The sequence below is a fragment of the Nakamurella flavida genome (genome assembly GCF_030811475.1).
GTDB classification, from domain to species: domain Bacteria; phylum Actinomycetota; class Actinomycetes; order Mycobacteriales; family Nakamurellaceae; genus Nakamurella; species Nakamurella flavida.
The window spans coordinates 4,272,646-4,292,533 of the sequence record NZ_JAUSQV010000001.1; the positions used below are offsets into that span (position 1 = coordinate 4,272,646).

Genomic DNA, 19,888 nt, shown 5'->3' on the forward strand with positions numbered 1-19,888 from the left:
CCCGGGATGCTCTCACGGGTCGGCGGGGTGTCCGGGATCGGCCGTGGGAGCGGGGATCAGTCCGCCTTGGCCGTCTGCTTCTTGTCCTCACGTTTCTTGTCCCGCCCGCGCTTGACCGGTTCGCTGCCCGGTTCACTCAGATCGGCCCGCAGCCGGTCCAGCTCGCCGCGCAGGTAGTCGCGTGTCGCCGTCTCGCCGATGGCCACCCGCAGCGCGGCCAGCTCCCGGGCGATGAACTCGGTGTCGGCCTTGGTCTGGCTGGCCCGGTGCCGGTCCTCGTCCAGGGTGATGCGGTCGCGGTCGTCCTGACGGTTCTGCGCGAGCAGGATCAACGGTGCCGCATAGGCGGCCTGGGTGGAGAACGCCAGGTTGAGCAGGATGAAGGGGTACGGGTCCCACCGCAGGTTGACCGCGACCAGGTTGAGCACGATCCAGGTGATGACCAGCAGCGTCTGCCAGAACAGGAACGTCCCGGTGCCCAGGAACCGGGCCAGGTTCTCCGACAGCCGGCCGAACGTCTCCGGGTCGATCTCGACGGCGAAACGCCGGCCGCTGCGGGGCTGATCCAGGCGGCGCCCCGGCCGCCGCTCAGCCACGGCCGCCCCCCGGCTCCCGGTCCGCGGTGTCCGCGGTCCTCAGCTCGGCCTCGGCCCGCCGGCGCACGGTGGCCGCGGCCTGGTGGGCGCCGACGGTCAGCGTGTTCTCCAGGCCCCGCTCGCGCCAGTCGTCGGGCAGCAGATGGTCCAGGACGTCGTCGACGGTCACCGCGCCGAGCAGGTGGTCCTCGTCGTCGACGACGGGGGCGCACACCAGGTTGTAGGCGGCGAAGAAACGGGTGACGTCGGTGAGCCGGGCGTTGGGGGGGAGCCGGGCCATCTCGGTGTCCAGGGCCCCCGCGACCAGGTCGAACGGGGGTTCGCGCAGCAGCCGCTGGGTGTGCACGGCGCCCAGGTACCGACCGGTGGGGGTGGCCTGCGGGGGGCGGCAGACGAACACCATCGACGCCAGGGCCGGGGTCAGATCGGGGGAGCGGACCCGGGCGAGCGCCTCGGCGATGGTGGCGTCCGGGGTCAGGACGACCGGTTCCGGGGTCATCAGACCGCCGGCGGTGTCGAAGGAGTACTGCAGCAGCCGCTTGACCGGCTCGGACTCCTCCGGCTCCATCAGGTCCAGCAGGCGGTTCTTCACGCCCTCGGGTAGCTCGGCGAGCAGATCGGCCGCGTCGTCCGGGTCCATCGCCTCCAGGATGTCGGCCGCCCGGGCCTCGTCCAGATGGGCGAGCAACTCCTTCTGGTCGTCCTCCGGGAGCTCCTCGATGACATCGGCGAGCCGGTCGTCGGACAGCACGTCGACCAGCTCGAACCGCTGCTGCGGGCTCAGGTCGCGCAGCACGGTGGCCGCGTCGGCGGCGCGCATCCCCTCGAAGCTGGCCAGCAGCTCCTGCGTCGGGCGCAGGGCGGCCCCGGTCAGATCGGCCAGGTCCGTGCCGCGGATGTCGGTCCAGTTGACGACCTGCACGGGGGACCGGCGGCTCATCAGCCCGGTGCGCTCCCGGACGGCCAGGCGCGTGACCACCCAGTCCTTCGTGCGGGTGTGCTCCATCGACGCGTCGACCACGGAGGCGGCCGCGGCCGTCGCGGCGAACCGCACCTTCGTGCCGAGCAGCTGACCGAGCAGCCGGATCTCGGTGCTGCGCTGCTCGAAGCGGCGCAGGCTGACCGACCCGGTGGACAGCGCGACCGCGTGCGACTCCAGGGAGTTCACCCGGCCCATCGGGACGAAGATCGGGCGGCGGGTGGGCAGCTCCACGACGATGCCGAGCACCCGGGGCGGCTTGCGGTCGAGCCGCAGCGCCGCGACCAGGTCCCGGACCTTGCCGATGGACTCGCCGTCCGGCCCGTACACCGGCAGCCCGCTCAGCTGGGCGACGAAGACTCTGTTGGCAGCCACGGCAGACACAGTAGGGCTCCCGGGCGAACGGACGGTGACCGCCTCACAGCCGGCCACCAGATGCGATGCGTATGGTGACGCCGGCACGCCGCTGCGCCACCGGGCGCTCTGTCCGCCCGGCCTCCGGCGCGGCCACCTCCATGCTCCGTACGAAGGGTTGTCAGGCTTTGACTGGGTTCACCGGAATCGTCCGGACGGTGCGGGTCCGCGCCGTCGTCGCGGTCCTGCCGCTGGTGGTGCTCGGCGCCTGCGCCTCCGGCACCTCCTCGGTGGAGACGTCCGCGACCACGTCCACCGCCGCCTCCTCCTCGGGGCCGGTGACCGACGCGAACGGCTCGACCGTGCCGAGCAGCGAGGCCGCCACCCTGGGTCCCGAGGTCCCGGCGGCCACCGTCGTCGCCGCGGCCGTCCCCGCCGACCAGTTGCCCACCGCGACCGGGGCGTTCGGCGAGAAGCCCACGCTGACCTTCCCCGCGGACCCGCCGCCGAGCCTGCAGCGGCAGATCCTCACCGAGGGCACCGGCCCGGAGGTCGCCGCCGGCGACTGGCTGGTGACGAACTACCTGGGTCAGGTGTGGAACGGCACCGTCTTCGACAACTCCTACGACCGCAACGCCACCAGCGCCTTCCAGATCGGCGTCGGCAAGGTCGTCCCGGGATGGGACGTCGGGCTGACCGGGGTCAAGGTCGGCAGCCGCGTCCTGCTGAGCCTGCCGCCCGCCGACGGGTACGGCTCGACCGGTCAGGCCAGCGCGGGCATCACCGGGACCGACACGCTCGTCTTCGTCATCGACGTCGTGCAGGCCATCGGCCCGAATCAGGGCGGCCAGACCGACGCCACCCCGCAGCCGGCCCCGGCGAACGCTCCCGAGGTGACCGGTGACCTCGGCGTCAAGCCCACGCTGACCATCCCGGCCGGCCTCGCCGAGCCGACCGCGGCCAGCACCACCGTGCTGGCCACCGGCACCGGCCCGGCCGTCACCGACGGCTCGGTGCTCGCGCAGTACGTGGCGGTCAGCTGGGACGGGCAGCCCATCGGTGCCACCTGGCCCGACGCCTCCGCCGACCCGACGACCCAGGTCGGCGCGGGTCCGCAGCAGATCCAGATCGCGGCCGGCAGTCCGTTCGAGGGCCTCGTCGGGGTCCCCGTGGGCAGCCGGGTGCTGGTCCAGCTCCCCGCCGCCGCAGCCAGTGCCACCAGCGGCGGGCAGGCGACGCCGGCCATCGCCGCGGTGCTGGACATCGTGGCGCAGACCGGCTGATCGGGATGGGGCGGCCGACCGGACCGCCCGGGGGTGTCGGATGACCGGCACCCCCGGCCGGGCCCGCCTGTGGGACACCGTCGGGCTGCTGGCCCGGTTCGGCCTGGCCGCGGTCTGGTTGTCCGCCGGCATCCCGAAGGCCCTCGACGCCCGGGAGACCACGGTCGCGGTGCGGGCCTACCAGGTGCTCCCCGAGGGCCTGGTTCCCGTCGTGGCCGGGGTGCTGCCGTTCCTGGAGATCGCCCTGGCCCTGCTGCTGATCGCCGGGCTGGCCACGCGACTGGCCGCCGTGCTGTCCGCGGTGCTGCTGGTGATCTTCATCGCCGGGGTGGCCCAGGCGGCGATCCGCGGCCTGACCATCGACTGCGGCTGCTTCGGCGGCGGCGGTGACGTCGCACCCGGTCAGACCGCGTACACCTGGGAGATCGTCCGCGATCTGGGGTTCCTGGCCCTGGCCGGGTTCCTCGTCGCCCGGCCCCGGACGGCGTTCTCGGTGGACGGGTGGACCGCCCGACGGGCCGGCGGCCCGGCATAGTGGAATCCGGACCCCTGCGACAACACCGCAGGTCGGGGCCACAGCGCCCGTCGTGATCCAGTCAACGACGTCGGCCCCGGGGTCGGCGCGGAACGGAAGGAACAGGTCGGTGGCGAGCAGCGGCAAGGACAACCGCAGGAAGAACGCGGGGCGGACGCCGAACACGGCGCGTGCCACCCCGAGCCCGAAGGCAGCGGGGGGAGCCACCCCGGCCGGCGGGCGTCAGTCGGTCGCCGCCGCGCGGAAGGCCTCCACCGGCCGCACCCAGCCCATCACGCTGATCATCGCCTGCGTGGTCATCGCCGCGGTGATCATCTTCGGGCTGATCCTCTACAACAAGAACACCAAGGTGCAGGGGGACGGCTACGGCGAGTCCACCGCGTCCACCGCCTCCACGACGGGCGGCATCATCACGGTGCAGGGTCCGCCGCCGGCCGCCGGCGGAGAGGAGCCGATCGTGCTGGACGTCTACGAGGACGGGCTCTGCCCGATCTGCTCCCAGTTCGAGAAGCAGTTCGGCCAGCAGATGGCGCAGGCCGTGGACACGGGCCGGATCACCGTGAACTACCACCTGCTGACGTTCCTGGATCAGCAATCCGCTTCGGGTGACTACTCGACCCGGGCCGGCGCGGCGGCACTGTGCGTCGCCCAGGAGGCCGGGTCGACCCCCGGCGTCTTCGAGAAGTTCCACACCGCGCTGTTCGCCGAGGGCACCCAGCCGAAGGAGGGCGCCACCACCGATCTGAGCAACGCCCAGCTCGCCCAGGTGGCCACCGACAGCGGTGCCGGTGCGGCCGCGGACTGCATCACCTCCGGGTCGCAGATCGCCGCCGCCCAGGCTGCGAACACCTCCGGGCAGGAGTCGTTGAAGGCGGCCACCGGCGGTCAGGTCGGCACCCCGAGCGTGGTCCGCGACGGCAAGCCGATCAGCACCGACGTCAACTGGCTGACCACCCTGCTGGCCAACGGCTGACCTCCGCCCACCCGCGGCGACCAGGTCCGATGCCGTGATCGGGTGATCGCCGCGGGCGGGGGGAGGGGCCGGCTCCGCGGCGGTGACCTGCCGATTAGGTGCCGGGCGCACCGGGTTGGTAATCTTTCCCGGCACCGCGAGGGGCTGTGGCGCAGCTGGTAGCGCACCACACTGGCAGTGTGGGGGTCAGGGGTTCGAGTCCCCTCAGCTCCACCGAGCAGTGCAACACGACGAAGGGCCGGAGCAGACGCTCCGGCCCTTCGTCGTTCCCCCGGCCGTGCCCACCGGGTCGACAGCGTCCCGGTGATCCCCTCCTCGACCCGGAGCGGCCCGGCGCCGGCCTGATACCTGCCGGCGCCGGAGAGGTCCGGCGTGGGGTTGACTGGGGTGATGGTCACCACCCGCCCGGACATCAGCGGCACCTTCGGCATGATCGCCAGCACGCATTGGCTGGCCAGTGCCGCCGGGATGGCCGTCCTGGAGGCGGGTGGCAACGCCGTGGATGCCGCCGTCGCGGCCGGTTTCACCCTGCAGGTCGTCGAACCCCACCTGAACGGGCCCGGCGGCGACATGGTGCTGATGATGACGACCGCGGACGGGTCGCCGGTGGTGGTCAACGGCCAGGGACCGGCGCCGGCCGGGGCCGATGCCGACACCTACCGGGGGCTGGGTCTGGACCTGGTACCGGGGTCCGGCCTGCTGGCCGCGGCCGTGCCCGGGTCGACCGTGGCCTGGCTGACGCTGCTCGCCGAGCACGGCACCGCCCGGGTGCACGACGTGCTGCGTTTCGCGATCCACTACGCCGAGACGGGCTACCCGGTGCTGCCGAGCATCGCCCGCAGCATCGGCGGCGTGGCGGATCTGTTCACCCACGAGTGGACGACCTCCGCGGAGACCTATCTACCGGGCGGGCAGCCCCCGGCGGCGGGTACCCAGCTGCGCAATCCGGCCCTCGCCGCGACCTACCGGTACCTGGTGGACGAGGCCGCCGCCGCCGGTCCCGACCGGGAGGCGGGGATCGCCGCCGCCCTGGCCGCCTGGCAGCAGGGCCGGGCGGCGCAGGAGATCGACGCGTTCGCCCGGACGTCCTGGCTCGACTCCTCGGGGGAGCGCCACGCCGGCGTGATCACCGCCGCCGACGTCGCCGGGTTCCGCTGCACCACCGAACCGGCCGTGCAGATCCCGTTCGGCGACTGGACGGTGGCGAAATCCGCCGCCTGGGGCCAGGGGCCGGTGTTCGGGCAGCAGCTGCGCCTGCTCGACGGGCAACTGCCCCGGACGGACGGCCCGGACGTCTCGGCGGACTTCGTCCACCTGGTGACCGAGTCGGCCAAGCTGGCGTTCGCCGACCGCGACGCCTGGTACGGCGACACCGACGACGTCCCGTTGGCCACGCTGCTGTCCGCGGAGTACGCCACGCAGCGTCGCGGACTGATCGGAGACGCCGCATCCCTCGAGCTGCGCCCGGGCCGCCCGGACGGCCGGGAACCCCGCCTGCCCCGGCACGAACGGTTCACCCCGGACGGCGACTTCCCCGCCGGCCCGGGGGGCCGCCCGGCCGGTCTGGCCGCCGGCACGGGCGGCGAGCCGACGGTGGGCCGGATCGGTCAGGTCCGCGGGGACACCTGCCACGTCACGGTGACCGACCGGTGGGGGACCATGGTCGCCGCGACCCCGAGCGGCGGCTGGCTGCAGTCCTCGCCCATCATCCCGGCCCTGGGGTTCCCGCTCGGTTCACGCCTGCAGATGACGACCCTGGAGCCCGGGCTGCCCACCACCCTCACGCCCGGCCGCCGCCCCCGCACCACCCTCTCCCCGTCCCTGGCGTTCCGGGACGGTCGGCCCGAGCTGGCGTTCGGCACCCCGGGCGGCGACCAGCAGGACCAGTGGCAGGTCACCTTCTTCCTCCGGATCGCCCGGCAGCGCGCCCGCCACGTGGACCTGCCGGCCGTCATCGACGCGCCCATGTTCCACACCACCCACTTCCCGAGCTCGTTCCACCCGCGCGAGGCCTACCCCGGTGAACTCGTCGCCGAGGAGCGGTTCGGCGCGGCCGTGCTCGACGACCTGCGCGGCCGCGGGCACCGCCTGGTGGTCGGCGAACCCTGGTCGCTGGGCCGGCTCTGCGTCACCGCCCGCGACCCGGCGACCGGTGTGCTGCGCGCCGCCGCCGACCCCCGCGGGCGGCAGGGCTACGCCATCGGGCGCTGACCGAGGGGTGTCCGGGTCCCGGGGGCCTGCGGCTCCGCCCGCCGGCGCCGAGGACCGGTACGGCCACCGGGATGTCACGCCCGGGTCACGACGTCCGGAGCTGTCGGGCGCCGACCAGGCTGTCTGTGAGATCCACGGGAGACAGTTGGGCCGGGGACGGGTGTTCTACGCAATGTCGGACTACGATCGACAGAAGTCGCGGCCTGCCCTCGACTGCATGGCGCAACGACTTGCTGGAGGGTTCCTTGACTGCCGTCGCTCCCCGTCCCGTGGTGACCCGGCCGTACCCGGTCCAGCGGGCCCCCAGGGGAAGCAAGTTCCTGGGGTATCTCAAGACCACGGACCCGAAGGTCCTGGGTCAGATGTACATCGCGACCTCGTTCTTCTTCTTCATGGTCGGCGGGGTGATGGCGCTGTTCATGCGCGCCGAGCTCGCCCGGCCGGGGATGCAGTTCCTGTCGCTCGAGCAGTACAACCAGCTGTTCACCATGCACGGCACGATCATGCTGCTGTTCTATGCGACCGCCGTGGTGTTCGGGTTCGCCAACTTCGTGCTGCCGCTGCAGATCGGCGCGCCGGACGTGGCCTTCCCCCGGCTCAACGCCTTCTCCTACTGGCTCTACCTGTTCGGCGCGCTCATCGCGACCTCGGGCTTCTTCACCCCCGGTGGCGCGGCCGCGTTCGGCTGGACCGCCTACCCGCCGCTCTCCAGTATCGAGCACTCCCCGCAGGTCGGTGGTGACCTGTGGATCATGGGTCTGGCCGTGTCCGGTCTGGGCACCATCCTCGGCGGCGTCAACATGATCACCACGGTGATCTGCATGCGCGCCCCGGGCATGACGATGTGGCGGATGCCGATCTTCACCTGGAACATCCTGGTGACGTCGATCCTGATCCTCATCGCGTTCCCGATCCTCACCGCGGCGCTCTTCGGTCTCGCGGCGGACAGACACTTCGGATCACACGTCTTCGACCCGGCCAACGGTGGTGCGATCCTCTACCAGCACCTCTTCTGGTTCTTCGGGCATCCGGAGGTGTACATCATCGCCCTGCCCTTCTTCGGGATCGTGACGGAGGTCTTCCCGGTCTTCTCCCGGAAGCCGCTGTTCGGGTACCGCGGTCTGGTCTACGCGACGCTGTCGATCGCCGCCCTGTCCGTTGCTGTCTGGGCCCACCACATGTTCGCCACCGGCGCCGTGCTGCTGCCGTTCTTCAGCTTCATGACGTTCCTGATCGCGGTGCCGACCGGGCTGAAGTTCTTCAACTGGATCGGCACGATGTGGAAGGGCCAGATCACCTTCGAGACGCCCATGCTCTTCGCCTGCGGCTTCCTGGTGACGTTCCTGTTCGGCGGGCTGACCGGCGTCATCCTGGCCGCCCCGGCGCTGGACTTCCACGTGTCGGACTCGTACTTCGTGGTCGCGCACTTCCACTACGTCCTCTTCGGCACCATCGTGTTCGCCACCTACTCGGGCATCTACTTCTGGTTCCCGAAGATGACGGGCCGCTTCCTCGACGAGGGCCTGGGCAAGCTGCACTTCTGGACGACGTTCATCGGCTTCCACCTGACCTTCCTGGTCCAGCACTGGCTGGGTGAGGTCGGCATGCCCCGCCGCTACGCCGACTACCTGCCGACCGACGGCTTCACCACGCTGAACATGATCTCGACCATCGGGGCCTTCGTCCTCGGTGCCTCGACGCTCCCGTTCATCTGGAACGTCATCCGGTCCTACCGGTACGGCGAGATCACCGTGGCCGACGACCCGTGGGGCTACGGCAACTCGCTGGAGTGGGCGACCAGCTCGCCCCCGCCGCGGCACAACTTCACCTCGCTGCCGCGCATCCGGTCCGAGCGCCCGGCGTTCGAGCTGCACCACCCGCACATGATCGAACGGATGCGCAGCGAGGCGCACCCGAGCCGGAACTGGAAGGCCCTGGAAGAGGCCGAGGCCAGCCCGCATCTGAAGATCTGAGGCACTTCGTGACTTCGCTGGATCACATCCCGTCGAAGCCGAGCAGTTCACCGGCCGCCCTCGTGGCGGCCGGTGGCATGTCGGCACCCGGTCCGTCCGACTCCGCGGTCGGCGGGACCGACCCGACGTGCCGCTTGGCCATCACCGTGACCGGGGCCGATCGACCCGGTGTCACCGGTTCACTGTTCGCCGCGTTGGCCGCCCACGGCGTCGAGGTGCTGGACATCGACCAGGCCGTCATCCGGGGTGCGTTGACCCTCGGCGTGCTGGTCGGCACCACCGCCGACCCCGACCTCGTCCGGGCCGAGGTCGAACGGTCGATGACGGCCCTGAACATGACCGTCCGGGTGCGGACCGCGGACGGCGCCGATTCCCGCACCGGGCCCAGCCATCTGGTCATCGTGCTGGGACGGCCTTTGCAGGCCGCGACGGTCGGGACCCTGGCCCTGAGGTTCGGCGAGATCGGCGTGAACATCGACGCCATCAAACGCGTCGCGGACTACCCGGTCACCGGACTCGAGCTGGCCGTCTCGGCACCCGACGACGACCGACTCCGGCAGGTCGTCGCGGCGGTCGCCGCGGCCGACGGGGTCGACATCGCCGTCGAGCGGGCCGGCCTCGAGCGCCGGGCCAAGCGGCTCATCGTCTTCGACGTCGACTCCACCCTCATCACCGGCGAGGTGATCGAGATGCTGGCCGAGCACACCGGTGCCCTCGCCGAGGTGGAGACGATCACCGCCGCGGCCATGCGCGGTGAGCTGGACTTCGAGGCCTCGCTCCGGGCCCGGGTCAGGATGCTGGCCGGGCTGGACGCCGGCGTCCTCGACGAGGTCGGCAGGTCCCTGGAGCTGACCCCCGGCGCCCGCACCACCGTCCGCACGCTCAAGCGCCTGGGCTACCGCTGCGGCATCGTCTCCGGCGGTTTCACCCAGGTCGCCAAGCACCTGGTCGCCGAGCTCGATCTGGACTTCGTCGCCGCCAACACCCTGGAGGTCGGCCCGGACGGCCTGCTCACCGGCGACCTCGTCGGGGACATCGTGGACCGGCCCGGCAAGGCCCGGGCGCTGGCCCGCTTCGCGATGGAGTCCGGCGTCGGGATGAACCAGACCGTCGCCGTCGGCGACGGGGCGAACGACATCGACATGCTCACCGCCGCCGGGCTGGGCATCGCCTTCAACGCCAAGCCGGTGGTGGCCGGGTTCGCCGACACCACGTTGAACCAACCGTTCCTGGACCCGGTGCTGTTCATGCTGGGACTGACCCGGGACGAGGTCGAGGCGGCCGACGCCGCCGACGGTTCGTTGCGGCGGGTTCCGCTGAACTGACCGGGGCTGGAGCGACCGGGGCGAGGGCAGTGCGGGTGAGGGGGACGGCATGACCGAGGACACGGCGGGCGATCAGACGGCGGGCGGGGGCCCGATGGGGCAGGCGCCGATCGGCGGGGCCCTGGCCCCGCTGCGGGCGCGGTACGCGAAGTGGATGGCGCTCGCCGCCGACCGGGTGCTGGCCGACCGGGAGGAGCCCGCCGACGAGGTGCGGGCCATGCAGCTGATCGTCCGGATGGAGCGGCAGCAGCCGCCGTCGTGGACACTCGCCCTCGCCGCGGCGGCCTCCGCGGCGGCCCGACTGTGTCTCGACCCACGCAGCGAGCCCGGCGGCGCGTGGCACGAGGCCGTGACCGACTACTGCGCCGGGCACATCCGCAAGGTCACCCGGCGGGCGCGGGCGGGCCACTGGGCCGCGGCCGGGGAGCTGCCCGGTGTGCTGGTCGAGGCGCGGGGGACCGCGCCGGTCCCCGTCCCGGACGCGGAACCGGCTTCGGACGAGGTGTCCGCGGAGGTGCGCGCCCTGGTCCCGGGTCTCGTCGACCGCCTCGACCCACGGATCTCCCGACTGCAGGTCGGCGGCACCGACGTGGCCCCGGACGCGGCGACACCGGCCGACGATCTCGACGCCGACCACGTCCTGCAGGTGTGGCTGCCGCCGGACGTGCCGATGACCCTGGGCAAGACGATGGCGCAGACCGGTCACGCCGGCATGATCGCGGCCGCCCTGATGGCGGCGGACGAACAGGACGCACTGCGCCGCTGGCGGGACGCCGGGTGCCCGGTCCGGGTGCACGGCCGGACGACCGAGTGGCCGCGGCTGCTCGGCACGGTCGGCGACGGCCGGGCGGGTTGGCGTGCGGACCGGTGGGTCGCCGTGCGCGACGCCGGGTTCACCGAGATCGCCCCGGGGACGGTCACCGTCCTGGCCCGCGCCCCGCGCTGACCGGACACCCGCCCGGACCCCGCTGTCGATCCGGACGTTCGCGCGGCGCGTCGCGCACGACACGCCGCTGTGGGACGTCCGAGCGTCATGATCGACGACGGGGGCGCACGCAGGGCGGTGCCGACCGACAGCAGTCGCTGCCGGCGCGTCAGCCCCGCGGGACGATCCAGAGCGAGGCGTGGGGAGCCAGCCAGAGGTTCCCGTCCAGCCCGATCTGCACGAGGGTGCCGGACAACGCGTCGACGCCGTCGGCGAGCCCGTGGGCGTGCAGCAGGTGGCCCGGCCAGGGACGCCATCCCGCGGTCACGTTGTACAGCTGCAGCATCACCCCGACCGGGTGCCGACGCAGCACCGGCAGGATCCCCGGATCGGCGAGCTCGGGGATCTCCGCCTCGACCGTGGCGTCCAGGTAGGGCAGCGAGGCACGCACCGTGGCGAAGTGCCGCAGGGCGGTGAACATGCGGCCGGCGACGGTGGCGCCGTCCTGTCGTTCCTCGGCCACGTCCCAGGGCATCCGCGGCCGGTGGGCCCACCGGTTGTCCTCCTCGTGGCCCGGTTCGGACGCCCAGTCCGGGTCGTTGCGCAGACCCAGCTCGTCACCCATCCAGATCACCGGGATGCCGCCCCAGCCGAACACCATCGCGTAACCGAGCAGCACCCGGGCCAGGGCCGCGTCGACCAGCCCGGCGCCGACCCGGCCGGGGACCGGGCCCGCCTGCAGGGCGACGTCCAACCCGCAGAGCGAGGCGGCGGTGCCGCTGATCCGCCGGTCGCCGGTGGCCGGATTCTCCTGGAACACCAGGCCGCGGGCCGGCGAACCGGGGAAGGACCCGGAGTAGTAGTCGGACAGGAAGGCCCGGTGCCCCCAGCCGGTCAGGCCCACGGCGGCGGCGTCCGCGTCGTCGATGGCCCAGCCGATGTCGTCGTGGCACCGCACGTACGTCACCCACGTGGTGCTGGCCGGGATGGGCGGGATGGCCCGCAGGGCGTGGGCGGCGAGCCGCACGTCCTGGGCGGCCAGCATCGACCAGATCTGCACCATGAGGCTGTTGTGGTACGCGATGTCGCTGACCTTGCCGTGGTGCACCCCGCGGCCCAGGTAGTGCACCAGGTCGGTCGGCCCGACGATGGCCTCGGCCTTGAAGGCCAGGGCCGGGCAGGCGATCCGGGAGACCGCCCGCAGGGCCTGGGTCAACGCGTGCACCTCGGGCTGGTTCTGGCAGTTCGTGCCCAGCCGCTTCCACAGGAAGGCGATGGCGTCCAATCGCACGACCTCCACGCCCAGATTGGCCAGGAACAGGATGATCTCCGCGAACTCGACGAGCACGTCCGGATTGGCCCAGTTCAGGTCCCACTGGAACGCGTTGAACGTCGTCCACACCCAGCGCTGCATCTCCGCGTTCCAGGTGAAGTTGCCCGGGGCGAAGTCGGGGAACACCTCCGGCAGCGTCCGCTCGAAGGCGTCGGGCTCCGCGCGGTCGGGGTAGAGCCGGAAGTAGTCCTGGTAGTGGGCGTCCCCGGCCCGGGCGGCCGCCGCCCAGGCGTGTTCCTCGGCCACATGGTTCAGGACGAGGTCGAGGACGAGGCTGATGCCGCGGCCCCGCAGAGCGGTGGCCAGGGCTCGCAGGTCCCCGGTGTCGCCCAGGTCGGCCCGGACCCGGCGGTAGTCGGCGACGGCGTAGCCCCCGTCGCTGTCGCCCGGCCGGGGTTCCAGCAGGGGCATCAGGTGCAGGTAGCTGACGCCCAGCTCGCTGAGGTAGTCGAGCCGGTCGCCCAGCCCCGCGAGGGTGCCGGCGAACCTGTCGGCGTAGGTCGCGTAGCCGATCATCCCCGGGTCGCAGATCCACGCGTCGTCCAGCGTGCGACGCAGGTCCAGCTCCTTGAGCTCGGGGTCGCGGTCGGCGAACGCCCGGGCGGCCGTGCCGATCAGTCGGCGCTCGAGCGGCCCCACGGCCGCGGCCGGGAAGACCGCGGCCAGCCCGTCGTGCAGATCGGCGAACCAGCGGTCCAGGCGCAGGTCGAACAGCTGCCGTTCGTGGGCGGGGGAGTCGGTCAGGACCTCGGCCGCGAGGTCGTGGAGATCACCGGGAGCGCAGCGCATGCGGCAATTCTCGCCGATCGCCGTACCCGGTGCCGGACGGGGTGTGCGGACACGAGCCGGACGCCACGCACCCGGCGCCCGTCGTTCAGGCGTCCAGCACCCGCACCCCGGCCGCCCGCATCTCCGCCACCGCCCGCTCGGTGTCGCCCGGGTGCAGTTCGACGAACCGGGTGAGGGTCAGCGGCACCGTGACGGCGTATCCCAGGGCCACTCCGTCCAGGGCGGTGCTCTTCACGCACCAGTCGCCGGCCAGGCCGACCACGGTCAGGTCGGTGATCCCCGCGGCGTCCATCAGATCGCCGAGCTCGGTCTCCCGCACCTCCCCGCTGGGCAGGTGCAGCACGGAGAAGGCGGAGTAGCCGTCCTCGGGGCCGCTGCCCTTGCGGATGACGGGCCCGTCCACCGGGATGCCGTCGACCATCTCCGCGCCCGGGGTGTCCATGACGCAGTGCACGGGCCAGAGGCCGCCGTCGACCGCGAAGTGCGGGGTCCGGGCCGGATGCCAGTCCTGCGTGTAGACGACCAGATCGCCCTCGGCGTGGGCCCGGCGGACGAGATCGGCGACCCCCTCGACGATGTCCGGTCCGCCCCGGACGTGCAGGGCCCCGGTGGGATCGACGAAGTCGTGCTGCATGTCCACCACGACGACGGCGTGCACCCGCTCGCTCATCGCTCCGCCCCGTGCGGATCGGCGCCACCCAGCAGGGTGGTCCGCAGGGCCGGGTCGCCCTGCGAGAGCTTGAGGCCCTCCCACGGCAGGCTGACCATGGCGGCCCGCAGGTGGTCCCGGGACTCGGCCAGGGTGGGCTGCGGGAGGGCGACCCCGCCCCGCACGAGCGGCACGGTGATCTCCCGGTCGTGCTCCTCGGGGACGGGCGCCACGGTGCCCGCACCGACCCGGTGGACGACCTCCTCGGTGGCCGTCCCGGTGGGCCGGTAGCGGCGGATCGCCCGCTTGTGGCCGCCGTGCGAGACCTTGTGCGCGCTGCGCTTCTCCACGGGGCGCCCGTCGACCTCGGTCAGCTTGTAGACCATGCCGGCGGTCGGCGCCCCGGATCCGGTGACCACGGACGTACCCACCCCGTACACGTCGACCGGCTCGGCCCGCAGGGCGGCGATGGCGAACTCGTCCAGGTCCCCGGACAGCACGATGCGGGTCCCGGTGGCGCCGAGGGAGTCCAGCTGCCGACGGGCCGAGCGGGCCAGCACACCGAGGTCACCGGAGTCGATGCGGATGGCGCCGAGCTCGGGCCCGGCCACCCGGATCGCCGTCGCGATGCCCTCGGTGATGTCGTAGGTGTCGACCAGCAGGGTGGTGCCCACCCCCAGGCTCGCGACCTGGGCGGCGAAGGCGGCCGCCTCGTCGTCGTGCAGCAGGGTGAACGCGTGCGCGGCCGTCCCGGCGGTGGGGATGCCGAATCGTCGGCCGGCCTCCAGGTTCGAGGTGGTGGCGAAGCCGGCCAGGTAGGCCGACCGCGCCGCGGCCACCGCGGCCTCCTCGTGGGTGCGCCGCGACCCCATCTCGATGAGCGGACGGTCGTCGGCCACGGAGGCCATCCGGGCCGCCGCGGACGCGATCGCGCAGTCGTGGTTGAGGATCGAGAGCACCAGCGTCTCCAGCACGACGGCGGCGAACGTCCCGGTGACGGTCAGCACGGGGGATCCCGGGAAGTACAGCTCGCCCTCGGGGTAGCCCTCGATGTCGCCGTCGAAGTGGTAGTCGGCCAGGAAGTCGATCGTCCGGGTGTCGAGGATGCCGGTGAGCCGTTGCAGCTCGGTCTCGCCGAACCGGAACGCCTCGACGGCCGGCAGCAACCGCCCCGTCCCGGCGACCACGCCGTACCGCCGCCCGGCGGGCAGCTTGCGGGCGAACACCTCGAACACGCAGGGCCGGTCCGCGGTCCCGTCGGCCAGGGCGGCCTGCAGCATCGTCAGCTCGTACTGATCGGTGAACAGCGCCGTGGAGGGCGGACCGGTGGTGGGGGACGGGCTCGGGCTCATGCGGGACAACGATAGGCCGGGCCGCCCGGCGGCCGGGGACCGCGTGTGCTCGCCCCCCGCGCGTCGATCGATCCGTGCCACACTCGCAGACGTGTCCGATTCCCACCGCCCGGCCGCGATCCGGTGCGGGGCACGTCCGGTCCGCCGGCCCGGACGCCCCCTGCCGGTCCCGGCGCCACGCTCCGGGAGTGCCACCGGCCCGGTCGTGACCCGGGTCAGCGCTGCACCCAGCCCCACCACCACCGAGCTGCCGGCCACCGACGTGACGGCCGACGCCCCCTGGGTCACCATCGTGTGGAACGACCCGGTGAACCTCATGTCGTACGTGACGCTGGTCTTCCAGCGGCTGCTCGGACACCCCCGTCCCCGCGCGGAGTCCCTGATGCTGGACGTGCACCACAAGGGCCGGGCCACCGTCTCCTCGGGGACCCGCGAGCAGATGGAGGCCGACGTCACCAAGCTGCAGGGTGCCGGCCTGTGGGCGACCCTGGCCCAGGACCGCTGATGCGCCCGTTCCGCCGCCGACTCGGCCGGTACTTCGCCTCGTTCACCGCCGAGGAGGCCTCGCTGGTCTCCGATCTGGTCGACCAGGTCCGGCAGCTGCTGGCCGGCCGACGGGCACAGGCCCCGGACGACCCGCTCGTCGCGATGACCGGGATGGTCGTCGGCTCGTCGCGTCCGCCGGAGGATCCCGCGGTGGCCCGGCTGCTGCCCGACTTCTCCACCGACGACGCCGAGCTGTCGTCCGCACTGCGGGTGCTGCGCGAGCCCGAGCTCATCGCGCTCAAGGACGGCGCGGCCGTGGCGCTGCTGGACTCGCTGCCGCGCGGCGGCGGCACCGTCCGTCTCGACGAGGACGCCGCCCAGTCGTGGATCGGCGCGCTGAACGACGTGCGGCTGGCCCTGGGGGTGCGGATGGACCTCACCGACGACGGCCCACCGCCCGGCGCGGACGACCCGCAGAGTCCGGAGGCCGCGATGTACGCCACCTACCGCTGGCTCTCCGCGGTGCAGGACTCGCTCGTCACCGCGATGGCACAGTGATCTTCCCCCGTTCGCGCTGGTCGGTGGCCGGGGCGACCGCGGCCCGGCGATAAGCTCGGGTCGTGCTGCGCATACCCCGGTCCATGGTCGAGGCCATCATCGGCCACGCCCGCGCCGATCATCCCGACGAGGCCTGCGGAATCATCGCCGGCCCGGCCGGGTCCGACCGGCCCACCCGGCTGGTCCCGATGATCAACGCCGAGCGGTCGCCGACGTTCTACCGGTTCGACTCCGCCGAACAGCTCGCGCTGTACAAGGAGATGGACGCGCGCGACGAGGAGGTCGTGGTCGTCTACCACTCGCACACCGCGACCGAGGCGTACCCGAGCCGTACGGACATCTCCTACGCCGGGGAGCCCCAGGCCCACTACGTGCTGGTCTCCACCCGCGAGCCGCACGCCGACGAGTTCCGGTCGTTCCGCATCCGGGACGGCAGGGTCGGCGAGGAGGAGGTCGAGATCGTCCCCGGTGACGAGGGCCCGGACGATCTCGACGGCTCCGGCCCGGACGGTCTCGACTGATCCGCAGTACAGGACGCGGGCGGGATCGTTTCGCACCCCGTCGGCGTTGCCCCTGACGATGGCCGTCCCGGCCGACGTCACCACCCGATCCATCCGCTGAGGAGCCCCATGAGCGTGTCCGTGTCCGTGCCGACGATCCTGCGCCCGGTGACCAAGGGCGAGAAGTCCGTCGCCGCCGAGGGCAGCACCCTCTCGGCCGTCATCACCGATCTGGACAGCCGCTACTCCGGCCTCGGCGACCGCCTGGTCAAGGACGGTGCCCTGCACCGTTTCGTGAACATCTACGTCAACGACGAGGACGTCCGGTTCACCGGCGGACTCGACACCGAGCTGAAGGACGGCGACCAGGTGACCATCCTTCCTGCCGTCGCCGGAGGCGACAGTTCAGCAACCGTCGCCGGAGGCTGATCCACTCGTGGCGCGGTACGAGAGCCTGATCGACGCGGTCGGCGGCACCCCCCTGGTGGGGCTGCCCCGGCTGTCGCCGTCCCCGAACGTCCGGCTGTGGGCGAAGTTGGAGGACCGCAACCCGACGGGGTCGATCAAGGACCGTCCCGCGTTGGCGATGGTCGCGGCGGCGGAGGCGGACGGCCGGCTGCGGCCGGGCTGCACCGTCATCGAGCCGACCAGCGGGAACACCGGCATCTCGTTGGCCATGGTGTGCCAGGTCAAGGGCTACCGGTTGATCTGCGTGATGCCGGAGAACACCTCGGAGGAGCGGCGGCTGCTACTGCGGGCCTACGGCGCGCAGATCATCTCCTCCCCGGCCGCGGGCGGTTCGAACGCCGCCGTGGCCAGGGCCAAGGAGCTGGCCGCCGACCACCCGGACTGGGTGATGCTCTACCAGTACGGGAACCCGGAGAACGCCCGTGCGCACTACGACACCACGGGTCCGGAGCTGCTCGCCGATCTGCCGACCATCACCCATTTCGTCGCCGGACTGGGCACCACCGGCACGTTGATGGGCGTGGGCCGGTACCTGCGCGAGAAGGTGCCGGACGTCTCGATCGTCGCCGCCGAGCCGCGGTACGGCGAGCTGGTGTACGGCCTGCGCAACCTGGACGAGGGCTTCGTGCCCGAGCTCTACGACGCATCGGTGCTCACCTCCCGGTTCTCCGTGGGCCCTGACGACGCCGTCCGCCGGACGCGGGAACTGCTCGAGGTGGAGGGCATCTTCGCCGGGATCTCCACGGGAGCGATCCTGCACGCGGCGCTGGGCATCGCGGCGAAGGTGGCCCGCGACCCGGAGGCCCGGGCGGACATCGCGCTGGTGGTCTGCGACGCCGGGTGGAAGTACCTGTCCACGGGCGTCTACGGCGCGCAGGACGACGCCGAGGCGGCGTCGGGCCTGGAGGGCCAGCTCTGGGCCTGACGGCCGGCTCGGCCCGCGGTCAGGGTCGATCTCCGGGTCGTCCCGGAGGTCGCGGCCCGGCCCGTCGGTAATCTGGGTGCATGACGATTCCCGTGCCAGGCATGCCCGGACCGGCTCCGGCGAAGCAGCGCAGCGCCCTGTTGCCCGCCAACGTGAAGGCCGCCGGGATCACCGTCGGCGCGTTCGGCCTGATCCTGGCCGTGGTCCAGCTCGTCAACGTGCTGACCGACGACTCCCTGGTGCGCTACGGCATCCAGCCGCGCAGCGTGGACGGTCTGCTCGGCATCCTCACCGCCCCGTTCATCCACGCCTCCTGGTCGCACCTGCTGGCCAACCTGGTGCCCGTCCTCGTGCTGGGCTTCCTGGTGATGATCGGCAGTGTCCGGCAGTTCGTGGCCGTGACCGTGCTGGTCTGGCTCGTCTCCGGTCTCGGGGTCTGGCTGATCTCGCCGTCGGGCACGGACACCGTGGGTGCGTCCGGCCTGGTCTTCGGCTGGCTGACCTATCTCGTCGCCCGGGGCGTGTTCACCCGGTCCTGGAAGCACATCCTGCTCGGGCTGGTGCTGCTCGCGCTGTACGGATCGGTGTTCTGGACGGGCATCGTCCAGCTCGCCGTCCGGGACATCAGCGGGGTGGTCACCGTCTCCTGGCAGGCGCATCTGTTCGGCGCCCTGGGCGGCGTGCTCGCCGGATTCCTCGTCGCCCGGGCGGATGCGCCGCGGCGACGCGCCGTCGCGGCCTGACCGACGCCCGCCGTCCCCGCCGGCAGTAGCGTCGAGAAGGTGCGCACCGACCCGCTCGACCCGTCCGCACCCATCGGCGTCTTCGACTCCGGGGTCGGCGGGCTGACCGTCGCCCGTGCGCTGATCGACCAACTGCCGGGGGAGAGCGTCCGCTACGTCGGGGACACGGCGAACGGGCCCTACGGTCCGCTGCCGATCGCCGAGGTCCGCCGGCACGCCCTGGCCGTGGCCGACGCCCTGGTCGACGACGGGGTGAAGATGCTGGTCATCGCCTGCAACACCGCCTCCGCGGCCTGCCTGGCCGATGCCCGCGAGCGCTACCCCGTGCCCGTCGTCGAGGTCATCCGGCCCGCGGTGCGCCGGGCGTCCGCGGTGACCCGCACCGGGTCGGTCGGCGTGATCGGTACCTCGGGGACGATCGCCTCCGGCGCCTACCAGGACGCCTTCGCGCCCAACCCCGGCATCACCGTGCACGCCACCGCCTGCCCGTCCTTCGTGGATTTCGTGGAACGCGGCATCACCTCCGGGCGCCAGGTCGTCGGTCTCGCCCAGGCCTACCTGGCGCCGCTGCAGCGCTCCGGCATCGACACCCTGGTGCTGGGCTGCACCCACTACCCGCTGCTCACCGGTGTGTTGTCCCTGGTCATGGGGGACGGGGTGACGCTGGTGTCCAGCGCCGAGGAGACGGCCAAGGACGTCTACCGGCAGCTCACCGAACGCGATCTGCTCGCCCCCGCCGGCGTGACCCCTCGGCACGAGTTCCTGGCCACCGGCGACCCCGAGCCGTTCGCCCGGCTGGGTCGCCGGTTCCTCGGCCCCGAGATCAGCGCGGTGTCCGGGCTCAGCCTGGTCTGAGGGGGCGCGACCGACGGTCCGTGCGCCCCACGGGGCGTCGGCACGGTCCGGGGTTGTCGGGGGAGCCCTCTAGCCT

Annotated in this window: 19 protein-coding genes and 1 tRNA gene; 15 read left to right on the top strand and 5 right to left on the bottom strand. The window is 72.6% G+C overall.

Going from position 1 to position 19,888, the window contains the following annotated elements; genetic code table 11:
• Positions 1 to 56: 56 nt before the first annotated feature.
• Positions 57 to 596 (bottom strand): DUF1003 domain-containing protein, encoded by a 540-nt coding sequence (locus J2S58_RS18900; protein ID WP_205257278.1) that lies wholly within the window; start codon positions 594 to 596, stop codon positions 57 to 59.
• Entirely contained in the window at positions 589 to 1,950 is a 1,362-nt protein-coding gene (locus J2S58_RS18905) for a magnesium transporter MgtE N-terminal domain-containing protein (RefSeq protein ID WP_205257279.1), read from the bottom strand. The genes J2S58_RS18900 and J2S58_RS18905 overlap by 8 nt, the downstream gene beginning before the upstream one ends.
• A gap of 197 nt (positions 1,951 to 2,147) precedes the next feature.
• On the opposite strand from J2S58_RS18905, the gene J2S58_RS18910 reads away from it, so the two are divergent.
• The 8 genes from J2S58_RS18910 to J2S58_RS18945 all read left to right on the top strand — a co-directional run bounded on the left by J2S58_RS18910 (position 2,148) and on the right by J2S58_RS18945 (position 11,175).
• On the top strand, positions 2,148 to 3,212 hold the full coding sequence (locus J2S58_RS18910) for an FKBP-type peptidyl-prolyl cis-trans isomerase (RefSeq protein WP_306829295.1): 1,065 nt from the start codon (positions 2,148 to 2,150) through the stop codon (positions 3,210 to 3,212).
• A 40-nt stretch (positions 3,213 to 3,252) separates the two neighbouring features.
• Complete coding sequence (locus J2S58_RS18915; protein WP_205257281.1) at positions 3,253 to 3,747, top strand: MauE/DoxX family redox-associated membrane protein; 495 nt, start codon at positions 3,253 to 3,255, stop codon at positions 3,745 to 3,747.
• A 109-nt stretch (positions 3,748 to 3,856) separates the two neighbouring features.
• Positions 3,857 to 4,720, top strand: a complete 864-nt coding sequence (locus J2S58_RS18920) for a DsbA family protein (RefSeq protein ID WP_205257282.1) — start codon at positions 3,857 to 3,859, stop codon at positions 4,718 to 4,720.
• 140 nt (positions 4,721 to 4,860) lie between these two features.
• Positions 4,861 to 4,933 (top strand) — tRNA-Ala (locus J2S58_RS18925).
• Between the two features lie 177 nt (positions 4,934 to 5,110).
• The gene (locus J2S58_RS18930; protein ID WP_205257283.1) at positions 5,111 to 6,931 is read left to right on the top strand and encodes a gamma-glutamyltransferase family protein; all 1,821 of its coding nucleotides are present in this window, start codon (positions 5,111 to 5,113) and stop codon (positions 6,929 to 6,931) included.
• Between the two features lie 245 nt (positions 6,932 to 7,176).
• On the top strand, positions 7,177 to 8,904 hold the full coding sequence (gene ctaD, locus J2S58_RS18935) for an aa3-type cytochrome oxidase subunit I (RefSeq protein WP_205257284.1): 1,728 nt from the start codon (positions 7,177 to 7,179) through the stop codon (positions 8,902 to 8,904).
• A 77-nt stretch (positions 8,905 to 8,981) separates the two neighbouring features.
• The gene (serB, locus tag J2S58_RS18940; protein ID WP_205257365.1) at positions 8,982 to 10,229 is read left to right on the top strand and encodes a phosphoserine phosphatase SerB; all 1,248 of its coding nucleotides are present in this window, start codon (positions 8,982 to 8,984) and stop codon (positions 10,227 to 10,229) included.
• A 49-nt stretch (positions 10,230 to 10,278) separates the two neighbouring features.
• Positions 10,279 to 11,175 carry an aminoacyl-tRNA hydrolase gene (locus J2S58_RS18945; protein ID WP_275889417.1) on the top strand — a complete coding sequence of 299 codons (897 nt, stop codon included), beginning with the start codon at positions 10,279 to 10,281 and terminating at the stop codon, positions 11,173 to 11,175.
• A 148-nt stretch (positions 11,176 to 11,323) separates the two neighbouring features.
• On the opposite strand, the gene J2S58_RS18950 is transcribed toward J2S58_RS18945, so the two are convergent.
• The 3 genes from J2S58_RS18950 to J2S58_RS18960 all read right to left on the bottom strand — a co-directional run bounded on the left by J2S58_RS18950 (position 11,324) and on the right by J2S58_RS18960 (position 15,277).
• Positions 11,324 to 13,276 (bottom strand): alpha-amylase family protein, encoded by a 1,953-nt coding sequence (locus J2S58_RS18950; protein WP_205257285.1) that lies wholly within the window; start codon positions 13,274 to 13,276, stop codon positions 11,324 to 11,326.
• An 85-nt stretch (positions 13,277 to 13,361) separates the two neighbouring features.
• Entirely contained in the window at positions 13,362 to 13,946 is a 585-nt protein-coding gene (locus J2S58_RS18955) for an isochorismatase family protein (RefSeq protein WP_205257286.1), read from the bottom strand.
• The gene (locus J2S58_RS18960) at positions 13,943 to 15,277 is read right to left on the bottom strand and encodes a nicotinate phosphoribosyltransferase (protein WP_205257287.1); all 1,335 of its coding nucleotides are present in this window, start codon (positions 15,275 to 15,277) and stop codon (positions 13,943 to 13,945) included. The genes J2S58_RS18955 and J2S58_RS18960 overlap by 4 nt, the downstream gene beginning before the upstream one ends.
• Positions 15,278 to 15,482: 205 nt before the next feature.
• On the opposite strand from J2S58_RS18960, the gene clpS reads away from it, so the two are divergent.
• From clpS to murI, 7 genes are all read left to right on the top strand, one after another.
• Positions 15,483 to 15,782, top strand: coding sequence for an ATP-dependent Clp protease adapter ClpS (clpS, locus tag J2S58_RS18965; protein WP_306829307.1), 300 nt, complete (start codon positions 15,483 to 15,485; stop codon positions 15,780 to 15,782).
• Positions 15,782 to 16,321, top strand: coding sequence for a DUF2017 domain-containing protein (locus J2S58_RS18970; protein ID WP_205257288.1), 540 nt, complete (start codon positions 15,782 to 15,784; stop codon positions 16,319 to 16,321). Before clpS ends, J2S58_RS18970 begins: the two co-directional genes overlap by 1 nt.
• Before the next feature lie 62 nt (positions 16,322 to 16,383).
• The gene (locus tag J2S58_RS18975) at positions 16,384 to 16,842 is read left to right on the top strand and encodes a M67 family metallopeptidase (RefSeq protein WP_338093214.1); all 459 of its coding nucleotides are present in this window, start codon (positions 16,384 to 16,386) and stop codon (positions 16,840 to 16,842) included.
• A gap of 108 nt (positions 16,843 to 16,950) precedes the next feature.
• Positions 16,951 to 17,250 (top strand): MoaD family protein, encoded by a 300-nt coding sequence (locus J2S58_RS18980; protein WP_205257289.1) that lies wholly within the window; start codon positions 16,951 to 16,953, stop codon positions 17,248 to 17,250.
• A gap of 7 nt (positions 17,251 to 17,257) precedes the next feature.
• A complete protein-coding gene (locus tag J2S58_RS18985) occupies positions 17,258 to 18,214 on the top strand; it encodes a PLP-dependent cysteine synthase family protein (protein ID WP_205257290.1) in 957 nt (318 codons plus the stop codon).
• Positions 18,215 to 18,294: 80 nt separating this feature from the next.
• The gene (locus J2S58_RS18990; protein ID WP_205257291.1) at positions 18,295 to 18,957 is read left to right on the top strand and encodes a rhomboid family intramembrane serine protease; all 663 of its coding nucleotides are present in this window, start codon (positions 18,295 to 18,297) and stop codon (positions 18,955 to 18,957) included.
• Positions 18,958 to 18,996: 39 nt separating this feature from the next.
• On the top strand, positions 18,997 to 19,812 hold the full coding sequence (gene murI / locus J2S58_RS18995; protein WP_205257292.1) for a glutamate racemase: 816 nt from the start codon (positions 18,997 to 18,999) through the stop codon (positions 19,810 to 19,812).
• Positions 19,813 to 19,888 lie beyond the last annotated feature (76 nt).